This is a genomic window from Corynebacterium choanae (assembly GCF_003813965.1).
Lineage (GTDB): Bacteria > Actinomycetota > Actinomycetes > Mycobacteriales > Mycobacteriaceae > Corynebacterium > Corynebacterium choanae.
This window is the reverse complement of the sequence record NZ_CP033896.1, coordinates 2389892-2408870: the sequence shown is the minus strand read 5'-3', so window position 1 is coordinate 2408870 and position 18979 is coordinate 2389892. Positions and strand designations below refer to the sequence as shown.

The following is an 18979-nucleotide window of genomic DNA, read 5'->3' as shown; positions in this document are numbered from 1 at the left end:
CATATTTGCGCTTGTTGTGGGTGGCACGCAGCGTCGCCGCCTGCGACGTGGGTTATTCCTGCTGCTGGCTGCTGATCCTGGCAGCGGCGGCTATAGTTGCGCAGCCACCGGTATTTCCCTAATACCCGCAGCACATCGCTGAGTGTGGTCAACGTGTAGGGGAGTTCTTTAAACGCAATCACTGCCGCAAATAGGATGCCCACTGTCGCGGCGATTATCGGCGCATCCAGTCGGCCGGGAATCATTACCCCTACCACTAGTGCTGTACAGGCAGCTCAAAACAGTAGGGTGAACACCAGCTCGAGCACAAGGGCTGCTATGTTGCCACGCACAAACGGCTGCCGCCAGTTGTGGGCGGCTGCCATAAACCGCTGGTAGTGGTGGCCGCCACTAGCATCAACGGCTGGACTATCACAATTGCCAGACGAACAAGCATCTCTAGGGTGTTACCCATCACCCCGGATTGTTCAAAAAATTCCCGCGCCTGAGACATTACCCGGGGATCCTGCAACGGCTCCACTGTCGGCAGTGCCGCAAACCAGGTGGCAATTAGAAGACACCCCGGAACTCCCAGGATTGCTGCACCCTCATGCACTCTTTTTCGTGCAGATCCGTATTGGGGTGGAGGGTGAACCAGTCCGGCGAGGATATTCTGGTGTTGTTCGACCACGAGCAATCGAATGAACCTGTTGAATCGAATCAGTGGTCGGCTAGGTCATGTGCGGTGTACTGCTTTGGGGTTCCAGAGCCTGGATCACTTATCTTGAGATCGCTGCTATAAATAGGGCAGCCCCCGGGGGGCTGGATGCGTTGTTCATTGTGGAGAGCCTGTGAAGACCTTGACCGGGGCCGGCAGCTGAGGGTCTCATTTTCACCCTCCCGCAACTCTGTTGTACGCCCCGGTAGATCTCACTGTCCGGTGAATAACCCACAATCGGTTACGACAGTGGTAATCAATAACGGCTACGAGGTAATCAATAACGGCTATGAGTGTTCTTGTTCACGTACTGTCTTCACTGTTTGACGTAACCAGTCAAGCCACTGCTCGACACCCTCACCGGTGTGCGCTGAGACTTCGATCACCTCAACATCCGGGTTGACCTGGCGCACATGCTCGTAGAATTTTTCCCTATCAAAGGGCACATAGGGCAGCAGATCTATCTTGTTTAAGATCACCAGGTCGGCGCTGGCAAACATCACCGGATATTTCACCGGCTTATCCTCGCCCTCGGTGGTGGTGGCGATCATCGCTTTTTTGTGTTCACCAACCTGGAACTCGGCCGGGCACACCAGGTTGCCGACATTTTCGATGAGTACAAGATCCAGTGTGGACAGATCCAGTCCCTTCAACGCGTGCGCCACCATCGGGGCATCCAGGTGACATTCCCCGCCGAAGCCTTGGCCTGTATTGAGCAGGGAGATCTGGGCACCATGGCCGGTGAGCCGCTCAGAGTCGAGGGCAGTTTCAATATCGCCTTCTACAATGCCGACACCCAGCTCTTTCTCAAAGGCTTTCACCGTATGCTCAAGGAGGGTGGTTTTACCGGCGCCAGGGCCTGACATGAGGTTGACCGCCACCACATTGTGGGTGCTAAACAGTGCACGATTATCTGCCGCGCGGTGATCGTTTTCGGCGAAAATATCCTCTAGAATCTCGATGCGCTGACGCCCCGACTCGTAGCCCGAATGATCCCCGAATTCGTGATTGTGGTCGTGATCATGCGGGTGGGCATGGCCATGGTCATGATCGTGGTGGTGCCCATGCTCGTCGTGGTCGTGGCTATGCACAGTGCCGTCATCGTGGCGGTGAAAACGTCCCATAGTAGATTCGCTAGTTTCCGTGAGCGTCACTGATGGTTCTTTTCTCTGCTGCAGCTTGCACGGCAGCAACGCGTATTTTGTACCAGTTGCGCTCACCTTTTTGCTGGTACAAAAACACTAGCCCGTACAAGGGCTAACTGTAGTCCGATCACCTGCCGGTGGCAGCGCTTTGCGCGGGGTCGCTCTGCTGTGCTGCTGCTTGCATGCTTTGTACGCGGGCGAAGGGACATCCGAGCTAGGCAAGATCGATGGAAGTCACCGTAAATGGATTCTCATCAACCCAGGTGCCGGATGCTTGACAGAGGGGGCACACCGGTAACCGTGGATCGTCAATCGTGGAAGTATGCCCTGTGGTGCATGCAAGGATGGCTGGTTGATAGGTGCACTGCAACGTACTGCCCGCCAACGAAGTGCCGCTAGTGACAAAGTTCCACGCATAGGTCAGCGATGCGGGAACCACCCCGCGGCGCGCACCGATGGTGATGTTGACGTATCTCACCGGGGCAGGGGTGTGGCGGGCGACGATGCGGGCGATCTGCGTGGCCAAAGCTACTTCGTGCACGAGTGTTGATGCTAGTGCACCCAGTGGTGCTTCGGGGGCGTATTTGCTGTTGCAGTGGGTGTGTATGGCGTGCTTCAGGTGGTGTGTGGGCGGCTGTAACCCATCCTGGATTTTCTGCGCTGTTGCAGTTTAGATGGGTAAGCGGGTGGGATCCCTTCCCAAGAGATAAACACCGAAGTAAACAGTGGGGTCACTATCAACGCCGTCGCCGACAGCTAACGGGTTGATGACAGGCAAGCAGCATTATCTGCCGCATCGGCGTTTCGTCCCTGCTCACGGCAGCCACCTAGCGTTTGAGCCAACCATAGCGTTGCTGGAATAGTGCGCGGTGTGGTGTGGGCGCTGCACGGCGAACGGAAGTTCAACACGAGATTGCTGCAAAGAGATCAACCGTGGAAGATACAGGTTCAGCGAAGAACAGCGGGTACTCTCGCGTCGCCGATCATCACCCCGCAACACCGGGCGGGGTTTCCAGTGGTGCGCTGGCTGATGCGGCGTCACCGGCGCTTGCGGGGACGGGCATTGCCAGCCGTGACGGGCAGGATTCCGGAGCCCTTGGACGGCGTCACTGGTTTGGTTTGCTGGTTTTCCATTGGAACTAGCAATGATCGTCATCGATGGCACGATTGTCTGGGTGGCATTGCCGGATAGTATCGTCAAGCTAGGGGGAATATCGCCGCTCACCAATGGGTCAACGCCATCTACTCGGTGGTGGTTGCCGCTTTGCTGCGAACTGCAGGAAGGCTCGCCGACACTCTTTCTACTGGTTTCGCGCACGCCACCAGCTATGTGATGGCAAGCTCCGCAGTGTTTTTCAGCCTCGGCCTGCTAGCTGCGCTTCAGGTGCGCCGAGCAAGTCATCGCCAGCACAGCGAGAAACCAGTTCTTCGCGCGCTCCAGCATGCGGAGCCGATGTCGAAGGCATTCCAGTGGTGAAACTCAACCCGGATCGATGAAGCACACCAACGGGCAACCCGGGTAGGAAACACAATAGGCAATGCAACGCCGCAGCGTCGGCCACCTGGTTCGCCCTCCGGCGGTTGTTCATCAGCATGTCGCTGTGGTATTCATCCGCATGCCGGCCATGCGGTGTCGAAACGCAGACTGCCCGCTACTTTCCGCCACCTGCAGATTGATACCCGGCAGCGCAAGTGATCAGACCAATGAATCCGAAACCGATCGCTACTGGCATCTGTTGCGACATTGTGAGTACAGTCGCGCTGACCGTATAGGACAGTGCTGCAAGCAAAAACCACCACACAGCGGCTCTAGACTGCCGCTTGACGAGTGGGTGAGTCATCCCGGGCTTGCGAGCAGCCGGTACGGCGGTCGCGCACAGTACCGCGCAACCCCCTATGATGACGATCGGAAACCAGAAACTACCCATAATTTTTCCCTTGCATAACAGCCCGGTGCAAGGACAGCCCCCGCGACCTTGCGACACAACGCGTGGCCGGTCGTGGCGACAACTGCGAGTTCAACGCAAACTTCATCGCTAGGTGGGTAGAGGTACTCGTTGCACGGGCCTTGTTGAAGGGCAGCGCGGATGGTGTCAGGAAAGCTTTGTGGCTGCTCGAGGGGCAACACTGTGTGGCGCGTCGGTGGCGGCTGTTTCTTTCAAGTGATTGCGTCTGCTGCAGCGCAGTCCTACCGTGTGTGGGAGTCGCCGCCCGCACACCTGAAGTGCTGAACTTTGCAGGGCATGCCACGGGTTGCTTGCGCAATGCCATCCCATCGCTTGAGGGTGCTCGATACACTAGGTAGTTATGGCTGTGTGTCGGCGACGGATTCTGCTGCAAGGAATCGTGCAAGGGGTGGGGTTTCGCCCCTTTGTGGCACGAGTCGCCGCCGACTTTTCTCTCCTCGGGGAGGTAGGAAACGATGAGCGGCAAGTGTTTATCGTCCTTCAGGGTGACCAAGAGCAGGTTGACGACGCAGTTGATGCGATTATCAGCAATCCACCGCCGCTTGCTGCCATTGTGTCAGTAACCCAAGAGGATCTTGACCCCGATCCGAGATTGCAGACGTTTTCGATTGTTCCTTCCGCGCACGCCGATGGTGGGCGCACCCTGCTTCCGGCTGATGTGGCGACCTGCCAGGACTGTATGGATGAAACCTGTGATCCGCACAATCGCCGCTTTCGCTATCCGTTTACGACCTGCACCAATTGCGGTCCGCGGCTGAGCATTATTGAAGGGGTGCCTTATGATCGGCCACTGACCACGTTGGCTGGTTTTCCGCTGTGTCACCAGTGTGCCGCCGAATACGCAGACCCTGGTGATCGTCGCTATCACGCCCAGCCGATTAGTTGTTGTGACTGCGGTCCAACCCTCTGGGTGGAACCCGGCACAGCAACCAACCCGGATATGGTTCCTGGACTTGTCGACGTGTTGGCATCCCTTGCTCTTGGCGCAAATGGTGCCACAAGCGATGCGAAGGGCAACCCCGACAGCCGTGGCGGGCAAGCGCAAGCCACAAGCGGCAGCCCTGCGCAGGATGCACCAGGTGAGCCGACAACATTGTCACCGTTTGCACAGTTCATCGCGAAGACAGCAGCACACCAGCGACGCGGTGACGGGTCGGATCGTGCAATACAACAACCGGCAACGCCAGCATCTGAAGCCGTTGCGGTAAAGCATGTTCACCAGTCATCGTTTTCTCTCAACCGTGACAATTCCAGCCCCTACGCGGGGGAAGAACCACCCGCGGCAACACGATTGTCTGATCGGCGTGATGCCTGTAGCCAGGCACTAAGGAAAGCCCGGGCGGTAATCGCTGCCGGCGGGATTGTGGCCGTGAAAGGCATCGGCGGGTTTCACCTCGTTGTTGATGCGGCAAATGAGCAGGCAGTATCCCGGCTGCGGCGGCTAAAACAGCGCCCCCACAAGCCGCTGGCTGTCATGGTCACAGACATTCAAGCAGCAGAAAAGCTGGTTGTTCTCAACGAGAATACGGCAGGGCTTATCGCATCACCGGCGCGGCCCATCGTGGTAGCACCCCTGGTAGCCGACGCACCCCTGGCACCCAGTATTGCTCCCGGCTTGAGTGAATGCGGGGTGATGATCGCCTACTCGCCACTGCACCAGATGCTGTGTGACACACCCATCGTGGCAACCAGCGCTAACCTCTCCGGGGAGCCGGTTATCTACCGTAACGAGGATGCGCGAGCTGGGTTAGCACCACTTGTGGACTGTTTCCTGTTCCACGACCGGCCTATTGCCACCCCGGTAGAAGACTCGGTGTTTCGGGGGCTCACCCCGATTCGACGCTCCCGGGGATATGCGCCGCTACCCGTATTACCGACACGCACCCCCACTACCAGCACCACCACCCTCGAAACCAGCACCACCCAGACCCTCAACCACGACGTGCAGCATGAGGTGTTTGCCGCGGGCACCTGGCATCCACTTGTCTCAGGGGGTTTGAAGCAAAGCCCACAACAGGAACGAGCTGCTGCGACGTTGCACATCACTAGTGCCACTACACCGACTGCCACTGCTACTGCCAGTGACAGTGCCGGTGACAGTGACAGTGTTGGTGCTGGTGCAGACCCTGCTGCTGGCAGTCTTCCAGTTGTTGTGGCCACCGGCGGGCACATGAAAAACACCGTCACCGTCGTCGACGGGCAGTATCTTTTTGCGTCCCCGCACGTCGGTGAGATGACCTCTCTGGCAGCGCGCACCAGCTGGCGGCGGGCAGTCGATACGCTGTTGTCTGCCCGCGATGTCACCCCGCAGATCATTGTCACCGATCGCCACCCTGACTATGCCACCACATCGCTAGGGGAAGAACTTGGCCGTGAACACGCCTGTGAAGTGGTGTCGATACAGCATCATCTTGCGCACGCCCTCGCCCTCGCCTGCGAATACGGTATTACGGGTGGAACGCTTGTGGTGCTTACTATCGACGGCACCGGCTACGGGCTTGACGGCACCATTTGGGGTGCAGAGATCCTCACCCTCACCAGCAGTGACCACCCTCTTCCGCAGACGGGCACACACGCGCCTCCCCACGGGGCGGCCGATACTATCGCCACTCCTCCCGCGCAAGGTGAAACCACATTGTCACTGTTTGGGTTTTCGCCTACGCCGTCACCACTGTCGATATGGCAGCGAACCTGGCACGCAACCCCATTCCCGCTGATCGGCGGCGATGCAGCAGTACGACAACCCTGGCGTATCGTGGCAGGCATTGCCCTGCAAGAAAAACTCGATCTATCGTGGCTGCTGGATGAGCTCGCACCAAAAGATGCGCAACACGTTGTCGCAGCGCACTACACCGACGGCAGTTTTGTGACCACGACTTCCCTGGGGCGACTGGTGGATGCGGCTGCGGCAATCCTGCACGCCACCGCCCGCAGATGTGGATTGAGTGGAATCGTTGCCGGTGGTGGGGGACAAACCTATGATGGCCAGGCAGCCTGCGAATTCGAACAATTCGCTGCCACTGGAAAAGTGGAAAGAACAGCTGCTCTCTCGACCGGCGTGCTGCAGCAAGCAGCACGTGCACAGACGCCTGCCACAACACTGAGCGTTCTGAAAGACTATATTGCCCGGCTTCACACAATTGCCGCTGATAAACAGCGCGAGCCTGACGCATGTCGGCAGCAGCTTGCCGACGCAAGTCGAATATTCCTATTTGATATTGCAGTGGTTCTGGCCAGCGCGCTGCAATCGATTACTACCGCCGCGCACACTCAACTAGCAGGACCGGTACACGTCGGGATTAGCGGCGGGGCCGCCGCCAACCATCTGCTCTGTGACGACATCGCATTCATCGTCAGGTGCTACAGTGCTAGCGATCACCCCAGTCTTCACCTGTTGGAACATCGAATAATCCCCTGCGGCGACGGCGGCATCAGTATCGGCCAAGCCTACGGTGCCACCCTGGCGATGACTGGCAGTAATGAAAGCGTGTGAGAACACGGCAAGCGGGCATCGTAGTGCGCATCCACACCGCACCGCAGCGCGTGACCTTCTAGTTGCTGAACATCATCGCTCTGGTAGCGGCTTCACCTTAAGAAGGGAAAGCACTTCTACTACTAGAAAATTTTCTAGTAGTTTCTAGTAGCTTCTTGGCTGCGTCCCCGTAGCGTCGAGAGGCCATCGTGTTTCTGCTGCTCGGCGAGATTTTTAGCATTTTTAGCAGGGGCGAGTATCGAAGATCTACTAGAAAACTACTCGAAAATTATCTGGCACGGGTGACCGTCGAGGCGGGCGCGGATAAGCTTCGGACGTCCGTTTCTGCCGTAACCCCAACCTCTTTCCTGCTTTCACCTCTGAGATGCAGGTGTTTTGGCTCTCACGTGTGGCGTGGCGTGCACGGTGAGCGTCGGACGAGAGCAGGGGAGGCTCAGACGAGAGCATCCGTTGCTTGAAAACGTTCCGGTACTTTCCAGTATTTTCCAGAAGCTTTCGGGTAGCTCGTAGACGGTGCTGAGCAAGGCGTATTGTTGCTGCTCAGCGAGGGTAGGGGAGAAGTTTCCCGTGGTTGGGGGATCGATGTCGTACCAGAAAATCACGGGAAGCTACTCGAAAGGTTACGGTACAAGTCGCCAGACTGCCGAGGGGTCGGTGCTGGAGCGGCCATGCCAGGCGATGATTCCGAGGGACTCCAGTTTTTTCAGATCCTTACGCACCGTGGGAGCGCTGAGCTGAAGTGCTGCAACGATGTTTCCGGTACTGTCCTCACCGTGACGCTGCTGCAACCATGACACGATTCGACGTTCACGAGGGGTGAGTTGCACTTCTTCTTTCACGACCCGTGGCCGTGCGGGCAGTGTGAGCTGCACATGAAATTGGTGATTGGTGTAGACGGGATCCTCCAATCCGGCATGGTTCATCTCGGAGAAAATACGCTTAATTCCTTCGCCGAGCTCCTGCGCGAACCCTAGATCGGTGCAGGTTCGGGCGATACGAGGATTGCGAGCAAATCTGGAGATCTTCAGAGGAGTTTTCGCCTGGTGAATGAAGCGAAAGCTCCCCGGGTTCATGATCTCAATTCTGTCGTCGAAAATTTCCACGCGGATGTGATCACCACTGAATTCGTAGGCGCGGTGGACTGCCGCGTTGACAAGACCCTCGAACCAGGCATCTTCGGGGATCACGCCCTTCCAGATGAAACGCTTAGTACTCTCATCGAGGGCTTTCTTCTTGGGTTGTTGATTGCGGATCCATTCGGCTGCTTCCTCGATCGCCATGGGAATACAGCTGTCAGTACGGCGATCAAAGATGAGATTCTGCTGTTGACCAGTTCTTTTCTCTCTGCCGTCGAAACGACATACCCGGATGCTCGCGGTAACCTCGAAACGCGTGGGGAAACGTCCAAAGAGCAGATTAGCTGCTCGAGTGATGCCAGGGGGCGATGAAGCGGATCTGTCGTGTGTCACGCTACTAGATGATTCCCATGCAGACTCCGTGGAATGAATGAGGTCTCGGGACTGGAGAAGATGCCACCGGCCGCGAGTCGCTCCGGCAGCTTCGACGAATCGATCGACTTGATCAATATCGAGATCGTCCAAGGTTAACCGTTCGTCGATCTCACTCTCATAGACCAGGTGACCGCGGGCATACTGCAGGTCAGTGATCTCGTTGTCTTTGAGCTTCTGTGTTGAGTCGCCGCGGCGAAGGTAACACGACCCATCGCCCGAGTAGTGCAGTGACTTGGCAGGTGGAATGGCGACAACGAGAATCTGCCGCAGCTGATTTTCGCCGACGGGTATGCCATTATCGACAGGAAGTGTGTGTACCTCAACTCCCCGCAGTGCAGGTGTGATGAAGTCGCTGTTGAGTTGACGACGAAACTCGTTATCGAATGCAGTCCAGGTGTTTGCCGGCAATGCTGGCACTTCGCGATCGGACACCCCGAGTACGAGGAGACCGCCTTCGCCGTTGGCGAAGCCAACGAGGGTGGGGCGGAAATCTTTAGGGCGTGCTTTGGTGCCGTGGCCCCCAATCCTCTTACGCTCAAACCACTGGGACTCTGGTGTCTGGGTTACGAGCGAGTAGCGCTCGTGTGGCGAGGCATTCAAGAGAGTGTCGAGCGAGAGTAGAGACATGGAAGGAAGTGTACATCTGTTACTAGAAAATTTTCTAGTAGTTTCTAGTAGCTTCTCGTCGGTGTCCCCGTAGCGTTGAGAGGCCATCGTGTTTCTGCTGCTCGGCGAGATTTTTAGCATTTTTAGCAGGGGCGAGTATCGAAGATCTACTAGAAAACTACTCGAAAATTATCTGGCACGGGTGACCGTCGAGGCGGGCGTGAATAAGCTTCGGACGTCCGTTTCTGCCGTAACCCCAACCTCTTTCCTGCTCTCACCTCTGAGATGCAGGTGTTTTTGGCTCTCACGTGTAGCGCTCGGGTGTCGCGTCGGGCAAGCTGCGCGTCGGTTGAGAACCAAGGGGAGGTCAACAGGAGTGCATCTGTTACTAGAAAATTTTCTAGTTGTTTCTAGTATTTTCTAGTAGCTGCTCTGTGGTGTCCCAGTAGCGTTGAGGCAGCAGCGGATTTTACCTGTTCAGAGCGGGTAGGGGAGAAGTTTCTCGGGGGCGGGGGATCGATGTTGTACTAGAAAATGACGAGAAACTACTCGAAAGTTTTTCTAGCTACGACTCGCCTGCCTGCGAAGCAGTCTGTGTTTGCGCTGTCATGTGCGGGGTGCTTTTTTAAGGATCTTCGGGATTTCCCTTTGTTGCGCATGTTGTGGACGGTGCGAGGCGTTGCCGCGGACCGCGACCTGCGTTGGTGTAGCGTTGAAGTTCTTCCTGCAAAAGGGGTGAGGGGTACCGCGGGGTGGCAGTGAGTGTTTTGTGTGCAGGGGTGTGCTTTGTTCGCGTTGACCGTGCCTGGGGGAAGTCCGGGGCGGACTGATTCTTGGTGCTCGTAGGGGTCTTTCGTCAGTATGTGGAGTACGTGCTGGTGCGCTGTGCACCTAAGAAGGGGCATCCTCGTCGTTGGCTGTGTACTGACTGCTGGTGTCGTGGCTTGGATGCCTCTAGCTTGTGTGTCACGCCAGTTGTTTGCTACGGGGTGGGGGTTGTCGGTGCGGGTGCAGCATCGTCTGGCGGTGGTGTGTCGTCGCCGTATCCTTGGCGCTGTAGTGACACTAGGTGGGCAAAGTGGTTGCCTGCTTCAATGAGCTGGTCGTAGGATCCGGTTTCCACGATTTTCCCCTGGTTGAGAACAATGATGATCTCTGCCAGGCGGGCGGTGGCTAGGCGGTGGGTGATGATGATGAGCGTGTGCTGTCGGTTGTGGGTGTTGTCCCGCAGCTGGGCTAGTCGGCGCAAGAGGTCTTTCTCGGCGAAGGCGTCCAGTGCTGAGGTTGGCTCGTCGAGTACGACAAGTGCCCTCCCACTGGGGTACATTCCGCGGGCGGTGGCAACCCGCTGCCACCATCCGCCGGAGAGCCCATGATAGGGTGCCTGGTCGCCGATGCGGGTGTCCAGTCCGTTGTCGAGTAACGCTGGGAGTTCCGCTGCCCCGGCAACGGTGAGTGCATCACGTAGCTGAGTGTTGCCGTCACCCCGGTCAGGGGAGCTATCGCCTAACACGATATTGTGCTGCAGTGTCGTGTTGTAGCGGCAGTAGTCTTGCAGCACCACACTGCACTGCTGTTGCCATGAGGCGGAGCGTATATCCATCCGGTGATGGTTGCCCCACCGCAGCGTCCCGCGAGTCGGGGTGATCACGCCGAGCAGCAGCGATGCCAAGGTGGTTTTCCCCGAGCCGTTGGCCCCAACGATCGCCACCGTCGCACCTGCTGGAATAGTGACGTTGATCCCGTCGAGCGCCCACGTGTTCTCACCGGGATAGCGGTAGCCGAGATCACTCAACACTAGTGCAGCGCCGCCGCCTGTAGTGTGGGTTATCGCTGCTGCTGGCTGCTGATCCTGGCAGCGGCGGCTATAGTTACGCAGCCACCGGTATTTCCCTAACACCCGCAGCACATCGCTGAGCGCGGTCAACGTGTAGGGGAGTTCTTTAAACGCAATCGCTGCCGCAAATAGGATGCCCACCGTCGCGGCGATCACCGGCGCATCCAGTCGGCCGGGAATCATCACCCCCACCACTAGTGCTGTACAGGCAGCCCAAAACAGGAGGGTGAACACCAGCTCGAGCACAAGGGCAGCTATGTTGCCACGCACAAACGGCTGCCGCCAGTTGCGGGCTGCTGCCATAAACCGCTGGTAGTGGCCGTCCGCACTCCGCCCCAGCCGAATATCCATCGCACCCGTGGGGCTTGCGAAAATATCACTGTAAATATCCAGCACACTCGACGGCACCGCAGACTGCTGCTCGGCGGCGGCACGCCACCGCGGAACATAACGAGCAATCACCATCACTGGGGTAGCGGCCGCCACCGCCCACAACAACCGCGGATCAATCGCCCACGCGGCCGCCACCAGCATCAACGGCTGGACTATCACAATCGCCAAACGAACAAGCATCTCCAGGGCGTTACCCATCACCCCGGATTGTTCAAAAAACTCCCGCGCCCGAGACATCACCCGGGGATCCTGCAACGGCTCCACTGTCGGCAGTGCCGCAAACCAGGTGGCAATTGTTTCATCACACACAGCGCTGAGCTCCTCGACAAGGCGCAGCCGCAGCTGGGTTCAGCACACCTCGACAAGCTGGGGTGCGACCACCAGCAGGCCAATCGCGGCTGCTGCCGCGACCACCCCCACAGTGTTTGACTCGCTAACAGCTGCCACCAGCAGGCCAACCAGCACACTGACGACAATCCTCGCCCCGCCGACCAGCACTTCTACAACCGATAATGCCACTGCTGCCGGTGACAGGCGCACCGCCTGCCCCAAAAACGGCCAAAGCTCCTTCACCCCAAGCCGCAGCAGACGATCATCACCACCGGCACCGCTATCACCGCGGGAAACCCCGCCACCGCGGTCCTCACCGGTGACATCATCACTGTCCCCTGGATAACTACTCACTGTCCTCACCACCGGCTACAAGTCGACGCTGCGTATCAAACATCTGCCGATACAGCGGCGAAAAAGCATACAGTTCTTCGTGGCTACCGACAGCCACCACCTGACCTTCGTCCATCACAACAATCCGATCCATGCTCCTGACCTGTGACAATCGGTGGGTCACCAGGATAGTTGTCGCTGCCCGGGTGGCTGCTAAAAACTGAGCAAACACCCGATGCTCAGTCTCCACATCAAGTGCCGCAGTCGGCTCATCCAAAATAAACAGCGAACGCTCATCGCTCACATCCGCCGCCGAGAGCGCCCGCGCTAATGCGACCTGCTGCCACTGCCCACCTGAGAGCTCCCGGGCACCAGGCACCCCCTGGTGAACAGCCGTGTCCAGCCCAATTGAAGCCACCAACTGCTCTAACCCCAGCAGCGCAACTGTTTGCTCACACCGCTGCTCCGCGGCAGCCAAAGCAGACTCCTGCCGTCCCACACAACCCCCACTGCGCAGCGCCCTGAGCTGGGTGGCCGGGGCTATCTGTGTCACGAGATTTTCCCGCAAACTCGCCGGATAGTGGGCAAACGACTGCGGCACCATCGCAACGTTTCCATCCACCCGCACCTGCCCTTCAGACGCAGCCATCATGCCGGCAATCACAGAAACCAGCGTCGACTTACCACATCCGTTACGTCCCACAATCGCAATATGCTCCCCCGGCAGAATCGTCAAAGACACATCCCGCACCACCGGCTCATCTTCCCCCGGATAGCGCACAGCCACGTCCCGACACGACACCACCGGCCGACGTCCAGCCGGCGTGACCCCTTGACCCGTTTCGCCACGAAGAGCCCCCTCACGGCTTACCACCGTGGCGGCAGTCGCACCCGCCTTCGTTACTGACTTGGTACCCTCCCCGACCTGATCGCCTACAGCAAGCGCACCCGACTGCCACGATTCCGCAAGCCCAAAATCTTTCGCGGTATCGTCGATACGGCGAACAACAGCTGCCTGACGTGCCACCTGGTCGGCGAGATCCCCCAACGGGCCATACACTTGCACCGCCAGCAACGCTTGTACCACGGCGACAAACAAGCCCGCCTCGTACTGGCCGGCCACGAACTGGGCAACGAGCAGCCCAAACACCCCCAGTGATGTGGCACTGCTCACAAACGTGATCAGCAACGCGCGACGAAACATGCCCCCGCGAAGCATCCACACCCGTTGTTTTGCCTGCCGCCACGACTGCCGGTACACCGATAACACCCAGCCAGCCGAACCGAAAATACGCATCTCCTTCGCGCCCGCCCCACTATAGACATAGCTGCGGAAATGGTGCGCATCCTGCATCGCCGTACTCGTGTCACCAAACAGTTGCTCATACACCCGGGAAACAAACAGCGCATGAGCTCGACTACTGATCACCAAACCGACAAGTACCAGACATGTTGCCCACCAGTTCCACTGGGCGAGCACCACCACAGCCCCCACCGCGCTGGCCCGCATCACCACCAGCGACCACATCGCCTGGGTTCCACCCCGGGAAAAGTAGTCCCGGGAATCGGCTAATAGTTGGCGCACACGAGAAAAATATTCTTCCGAACGAGAAAAAATCACCATCCTCGGGTACAACGCGAGCTTGGCGAGTAACCCCTGCAAAAAAATGAGGTTTTTTGCCCCAGCAGCTCCCCAATAATCTGTGCCGCAAACTCGACGAGAGTTGTCGCAATAACAAAGGCAAAAAACCACAAGCCGACAGCAACAGCTGAATTATCACGGGTGCCCGCAACGACATCAACGAGCACCTCCGATTGACGCAGCATCAACCAGCCCAGCAGCGGGGAAACAATCGTCAGTGCACTGATCAGTCCCGTCAACACTGGTGAAACCCGCCATGACAGCGAAAACAGTGCAGCAATACTCGATGCAGGTTCAATACCAGCGCGCAAACGTGTTAACAATTTCTTGCAAGTTTCCACGATGATGCTCTTCCAGTAGTCGGGATAATGTTCGTTCAAACGCGACTTCGTCGACGCACCGACCATCCTTGAAAACCAGCCTGTCACTGCCGTAATGCAAGTCCGCTGTACATTGCTTGCAGACCCGGCGAGCCCAACAGGCGGTACAGTGCTGGTTAGTTTTCTTAGAATTGACCTCTTGTAGGGGCAATGCTGTGTGCTCGCCTGGCTCAAGTTTGAACTTGGAGTCTCGCCAAAAGTGAAAACAATTGAAGGGGTCGCCGTTATAGTCGTATGCCAGGGTAACTCTTGAATCTAGATCACTGCAGAAAGACTCCGAGAGTCGCTTTTAACAATTCCATCTAGTATGGATCTCAAGTAGTAAGGGATACTTACACGACGGCCATTTGCGAGCGATTCCAAGGCCTGATCTAATGAATCTTGTAATTCTTTGATGGATATTCCGCTCTTTGGTCTTAGTCGTGACAGTTTGTCGGGAACCTTCGCAGCTGATATCTCAAAAGGAACTTCAAGTGAGTTTAAGTACTGTCGGAGATCAGCCCTGCTTATCCCTGATTCTTCATGATATCGAGTGTAGGTGGCGGCTACAGAAACTCTTTGTGGAGCCGCTTCGCGTAGTTTCTTCAGGGCAGACATTGCCTTGCGGTGGGTGCCTGATCCACGTAATCGATCATGTATGGCCTCAGGGCCATCAATTGAGACAGTGACATAAACGGGATGCTCTCGGTAGCGATCTAAAACGTCATTATCGAGGAGTGTGCCGTTTGTTACCAGCTCGAATCTTTCAACGGTGAGATTTTCTTCGGCGAGTGCAATGATTTTTGCAAAAAGCCTTCGATTACTCAAGGGCTCGCCGCCAAAAATAGAAAAAATGCCTATACGTTCAATCGATCTCTCATTGAGATTAGAGAAAACTTTTTCGAGTGCTCGATACGACATTAGTGAAGGCGGTCGGCCATAAGTTCCATTATCGGCGAAGCAGTATTCGCAGTGTAAATTGCAGGTGTTAGCTACATTCAGAGTGACCTTCGATAGGTATCCGGGGATATAGTAAGGATTCTCGAGGATATCTTCGAAATCCTCAGTGTCTGCAGGTAGTGAAGACGCAAACAAGTTCCAGTTGAGTGTGTCAAGATAGAAAGCTTCTTTGCTTGAGTAGAACTTCTGGTACCTATCTATCGAGAAACCTTACTATCCAATCAGGGCGTGATCGGATCACTTGCGGTTAGCTTTCTTCACTTTCCTCGGCTAGTCTTCCTCCGCCGCATGAGTGGGATGCGTTCATGCAGGGATAAAATACCGGCCGAATGGGCGATGTGACCTCGGGGACGCAGATTTGCGTAGGATTCACCTCCTTCTTAACTCTGTTGCTCTTGCAGACTGTACAACCGCTATTTTAACGGCTCTGCTTAAACTGAGTGCGTAGGGGTGAAGGACTTATCCCAACCCGGGGGGGCGCGAAATCTAGTAGCAGATGTCTGAAAACCTCCAGAACTACTGCAGCCCCGCCACCAACATAACTAAATACAAAGACGACCCTTGTTCCGGATAGGATGTATTGAAGCGTCCTGGGTTTAGTTCCGCTTCTTTTACGATCCCGTGTTAATGGGCTCGGTGAGATAGTGCTCGGTTTCTATTTCCTGTGGGGTGGCGTAGTCCAAGGCTTCATGAAGACACGTAGTATTCTACCAATGCACCCACCGCAAGGTGGCCAGTTCGTCTTCTCCGAACGACGTCCAGGGACTTTGAGGGCTCTGCATCATTTACAGTGCCTCTAGCCACCCCCGGAGTTGCCCGGCATGGAGCAATGATCTCAAGATGTAGTGGTCTAGGCTCTGGAACCCTAACGCAGTACCCCGTAGATGCTCCAGGCGGCCGTTGATGGCCTCAACGGGGCCGCTTGCATATCTCGTAGTCGAAGTAAGCCAGAATATCGTCACGGCGCTTGTTCATCGTCCGGCCCAATACCCGCAGCTCATCCAAGCCTTTCGGCACACCGGAGGCGATCGAATCAATGACTTCCGCCATCATCTGCTTGCCACGTTTGCGATCCCGCTGGCTGTAGGCTGCCATAATCTTTTGCGTTACTGACCAGGTGATTTCCACACTCTGGTGTCGTTCGTCCGCGAACAGTTCTTCAAGTACGGTGAGCTGTTTTGCGCTCAACAGTGGTACCCGGGTTAGCAGTGGCCTGCGTCCACGGTAGAGTAGATCACCCTTCCGGCCTCTGTGGCCTGTGGTTTCCTGCTGTACGCGTTGCCTGGTTTTCGTTAGTTTGTCCAGTGCCAGGTGTACCACGTGGAAGGGATCCATCACCTTAACAGCACGGGGAAGCTGCTTATCGCAAGCATTGGCATAGCCTTCTGAATCCATCCATGGCCACGACTTCCACCTGGTTACGACAACTGCTCGCCGCGTGCTTGTAACCACTGGTTGAGCACCTCAGCACTCCTGCCTGGCACCATATCCAACAGTCGCGCTGGCCGGCCGGTATCCCCCGGGGTGAGATCCACAATCACCGTGACGTATTTACTCGGCTGACCGGGCTTGAAGGTGTGTTTCCACACGTGTTCGTCCACACCAATCTTGCGGACACCCGCCATGTGGGCGGGATTGTCAATGGTGATCTTCCTGCATAGATCCAAAGCGATGGTGTTGACGGTATTCCAAGAGATTTTCAGCAGCCTGGCTACCGCGCGAGAAGGCTCATTGTATCGATCGCGATCCGTTGCACGATCCACCGTGCAGCCCTGGTGGTGACGCTGGTGTTGGGGTGTACACAGTCAAGCTTCGCGCGATAGACCTTAGCGGCGCATTGATCATTGGTGCAGGTAAATCGGGGTATTTCCAGGTATAACTTGGTTGCATACCCGACAATGGGGATGTCGTTGAGTGTTCTGTAGATGTGGTCGCGCAGTTTTCCTGGCGTACCGCAGTTAAGGGCATGTGGTGTCAGGGTGGCTCAGCCTTGCCGCTACCCATGTGTGCTCGTCGCTGATGGCCGCATCGGTGACGGTTACCCCCAGCTCACAAGATCGAAACAGGGTGTCTGCAATAACTGAGACCTGCTTGTTTGTATCCGGCTTGTGGTGGCCATCGTATGTGGGGATCTGCTCGTCGTGGTGGTGGTCGGTGTAGACCTGCTGTGGATCCCCGTTGTAGATGGCATCGTCGGTGGCTGGGGTGGTGATGGTAGTATCAGCGATCCAAGGTCCTCGTTCCTTGTGGTTGTTATTTTTGGCGATTTACATCCTACCTGGAACAAGGACCGTTTTTGTATCTAGTTGTGTTGGTGGTGGGGGTGCAGTAGTCCTGGGGATTTTGGGGGATTTGCTACCACTAGATGTCGTACCCCTGGGTTAGGGTAGGTGTGAGCTGGTTGCACCGAATACCATGCAGAACTGCTTTGTTCATGCTAGCGAACTCCGCTGGGGTGCGGTATCCCAGGGAAGAATGTCGGTGATAATGATTGTGTTCCGCATGAAAACCAGCGATGATCACACGGTAGCTCCAACAGTGATCCGAAATCGTTCCTGACCAGGCGTTCATAGGTTCTTAGACGATGAAACGACTCGACCACACCGTTATTCCAGGGAGTGCCTGGCGGGATAAACGCTTGTTCCTACACGGGTTCCACACAACTGTGTCAACCGCTGAGAGATACACCCCCAAGGCCCGTTGTCCATGCGCAGCACCTCTGGTGTGCCACGGTGGGCGAAAACTTTTAGGCTTACTCCTGGCACAACCGGCCTGCTGTGATACTACGTTCAACCAGGTCAAGCAGTGATTCACGAGTGAACTCATCAATCATCGACGCGATCTTAAAAGTCTTTCCATCGCTGGTTGTGTGGAACTGGAAGTCGATACTCGACACCTGATTCGGTGCTGTGGGACGACCTGGTACCGGTCAGGGCGTAAACGCCCAAAGGGCACAGGAGGGCGCATACGCGCCTGTAGGGGCGTGTAGCGCGTGTCAGGAGCATGTGTGGGAGGTTGAGCAACTGCAGCGGCGCGTTGGGGTGCAGCAGGCGCATATTAGACAGTTGGAGGGGTTTCTGGATGCGTTGCGTGTGCCTGCAGACGCGGACATCGATGATCTTCTGTGGGCGCGCGTGATAATCGCGCATGGGATGGTGATCGCGCTGAAGCAGGCGATCGAGATGGGCATGCAGGTGCGGCCTGACGATCCGTTTCTTGCGGATGTTGTGGCGTTGGCAGACATGGTCAAGCCCACGCGCCAACACGGAGTTGGGCGTGGGCTATTCGGCAGTGGACGGCGCATTTGAAAGGAGAGCGGTTAGCGTTGTTTGGTAGTCCAGTCGAGGAATCTTTGATTGTGCACAAAGAAGATTGAGAGCAAGAAAGGGTATGCCAGAATTGAAAGTGATAGCCCCTTCCCCCAAAGGCTTGCTGCTCCAATTGCGTAACCAAAAATAACGTAAGGGAAAGTCCTAGACATGACTTGTTGGGATGGGGAACTGTTTACGACAGTGAGGCACTTAATGGTGAAAATGATAGCTGGAATTAAACCAAGTGCTGCGCAGACTTTTCCCCATATTCCGATTCCTTCACCGTAGCTTTTTGCCAAAAGAGCCATCAGTGAAAAAGCGTTATATATTAACCACACCCAGTTGGTTACCGTGGTTCGTTTGCTGAGCATGAGTCTAGTTCCAATCGGGGATCC

General features: G+C 56.5%; 11 protein-coding genes and 4 pseudogenes. 4 read left to right on the top strand and 11 right to left on the bottom strand.

Translation table 11 applies throughout. The annotated features are described in order from the left end of the window. Positions 1-316: 316 nt before the first annotated feature. The 3 genes from CCHOA_RS10720 to CCHOA_RS08690 form a co-directional block, all read right to left on the bottom strand. A complete protein-coding gene (locus CCHOA_RS10720) occupies positions 317-493 on the bottom strand; it encodes a hypothetical protein (RefSeq protein WP_164472446.1) in 177 nt (58 codons plus the stop codon). Positions 494-984: 491 nt separating this feature from the next. Then, on the bottom strand, positions 985-1821 hold the full coding sequence (gene hypB / locus CCHOA_RS08695; RefSeq protein ID WP_123929538.1) for a hydrogenase nickel incorporation protein HypB: 837 nt from the start codon (positions 1819-1821) through the stop codon (positions 985-987). Between the two features lie 235 nt (positions 1822-2056). Next, positions 2057-2383: a hydrogenase maturation nickel metallochaperone HypA gene (locus tag CCHOA_RS08690; protein ID WP_164472445.1), complete on the bottom strand. Its 327-nt coding sequence runs from the start codon at positions 2381-2383 to the stop codon at positions 2057-2059. A 1766-nt stretch (positions 2384-4149) separates the two neighbouring features. Between CCHOA_RS08690 and CCHOA_RS11240 the strand changes: the two are divergent. From CCHOA_RS11240 to CCHOA_RS08685, 3 genes and pseudogenes are all read left to right on the top strand, one after another. Continuing rightward, positions 4150-4407 (top strand): annotated as a pseudogene (locus CCHOA_RS11240) (acylphosphatase); the annotation flags it as partial. 9 nt (positions 4408-4416) lie between these two features. Beyond that, positions 4417-4725: pseudogene (locus CCHOA_RS11235) on the top strand (carbamoyltransferase HypF); the annotation flags it as partial. Between the two features lie 24 nt (positions 4726-4749). Continuing rightward, complete coding sequence (locus tag CCHOA_RS08685) at positions 4750-7302, top strand: Sua5/YciO/YrdC/YwlC family protein (protein ID WP_425453761.1); 2553 nt, start codon at positions 4750-4752, stop codon at positions 7300-7302. A gap of 620 nt (positions 7303-7922) precedes the next feature. Here the strand turns inward: CCHOA_RS08685 and CCHOA_RS08680 are convergent. From CCHOA_RS08680 to CCHOA_RS11210, 8 genes and pseudogenes are all read right to left on the bottom strand, one after another. Beyond that, entirely contained in the window at positions 7923-9413 is a 1491-nt protein-coding gene (locus CCHOA_RS08680) for an ATP-binding protein (RefSeq protein WP_164472444.1), read from the bottom strand. 988 nt (positions 9414-10401) lie between these two features. Further along, positions 10402-11958, bottom strand: a complete 1557-nt coding sequence (locus tag CCHOA_RS08675) for an ATP-binding cassette domain-containing protein (protein ID WP_123929529.1) — start codon at positions 11956-11958, stop codon at positions 10402-10404. 39 nt (positions 11959-11997) lie between these two features. After that, the gene (locus CCHOA_RS08670) at positions 11998-12333 is read right to left on the bottom strand and encodes a hypothetical protein (RefSeq protein ID WP_123929526.1); all 336 of its coding nucleotides are present in this window, start codon (positions 12331-12333) and stop codon (positions 11998-12000) included. Next, entirely contained in the window at positions 12326-13897 is a 1572-nt protein-coding gene (locus tag CCHOA_RS08665; RefSeq protein ID WP_164472443.1) for an ATP-binding cassette domain-containing protein, read from the bottom strand. Before CCHOA_RS08665 ends, CCHOA_RS08670 begins: the two co-directional genes overlap by 8 nt. Before the next feature lie 32 nt (positions 13898-13929). Beyond that, positions 13930-14382, bottom strand: a complete 453-nt coding sequence (locus tag CCHOA_RS08660) for a hypothetical protein (RefSeq protein WP_123929520.1) — start codon at positions 14380-14382, stop codon at positions 13930-13932. 207 nt (positions 14383-14589) lie between these two features. Continuing rightward, positions 14590-15408, bottom strand: coding sequence for a radical SAM protein (locus CCHOA_RS08655; RefSeq protein WP_164472442.1), 819 nt, complete (start codon positions 15406-15408; stop codon positions 14590-14592). Between the two features lie 476 nt (positions 15409-15884). Then, positions 15885-16046 (bottom strand): annotated as a pseudogene (locus tag CCHOA_RS08650) (IS3-like element IS3501 family transposase); the annotation flags it as partial. Positions 16047-16058: 12 nt separating this feature from the next. Continuing rightward, positions 16059-17405, bottom strand: a pseudogene (locus tag CCHOA_RS11210) (ISL3 family transposase). Positions 17406-18278: 873 nt separating this feature from the next. On the opposite strand from CCHOA_RS11210, the gene CCHOA_RS08640 reads away from it, so the two are divergent. Then, a complete protein-coding gene (locus tag CCHOA_RS08640) occupies positions 18279-18581 on the top strand; it encodes a hypothetical protein (RefSeq protein ID WP_123929514.1) in 303 nt (100 codons plus the stop codon). Positions 18582-18979: the final 398 nt, after the last annotated feature.

What these genes read in the sequence shown, in the direction of transcription:
- CCHOA_RS10720 (WP_164472446.1), bottom strand. Translation starts at nt 493, where the DNA reads ATGTCTCAGGCGCGGGAATTTTTTGAACAATCCGGGGTGATGGGTAAC.
- CCHOA_RS08685 (WP_425453761.1), top strand. Translation starts at nt 4,750, where the DNA reads ATGGTTCCTGGACTTGTCGACGTGTTGGCATCCCTTGCTCTTGGCGCA.
- hypB (WP_123929538.1), bottom strand. Translation starts at nt 1,821, where the DNA reads ATGGGACGTTTTCACCGCCACGATGACGGCACTGTGCATAGCCACGAC.